Here is a 391-nt window from a genome sequence, read left to right on the forward strand (position 1 = left end):
GAACCAGTCCGCCTGTTCGCTGGCGCTACGGCACCAGTAGAAGAAGTGGCAAGCACCGCGGCGAATACCCGCTTCCTTCGCGCGCTGCCAGTTGGTGCGGAACATCGGATCGAGATGATCGCCGCCATCCGTCGCCTTGATGAAGGCGAAATTGGCGCCGCGCGTGCGCAGCTGTGGCCAATTAATATTGGCCTGCCAACGGGATACGTCCACCCCGTGGACCTGAAAATGACGCGGCTGGACCCTGCCGAAATTGATCGGCTTGGCATCGCTGAAGCTGGAGCGGAAAATGCGTGAACGAACCTGCGCGCCGGCGCTCGCCGCCGGCGCCGCAGCCATGGCCAACTGGACCGGACGCTCCATCTGGTTGATCGTGGGGCGCTCCGCCGGC

At 64.2% G+C, this 391-nt stretch carries 1 protein-coding gene; it reads right to left on the reverse strand.

Going from position 1 to position 391, the window contains the following annotated elements; translation table 11 throughout:
- On the reverse strand, positions 1 to 391 hold a 391-nt coding region (locus tag PL640_RS25645; RefSeq protein ID WP_271363886.1), incomplete at both ends, for a glycoside hydrolase family 25 protein.

Source organism: Agrobacterium sp. ST15.16.024, from assembly GCF_027956545.1.
Lineage (GTDB): Bacteria > Pseudomonadota > Alphaproteobacteria > Rhizobiales > Rhizobiaceae > Agrobacterium > Agrobacterium cucumeris.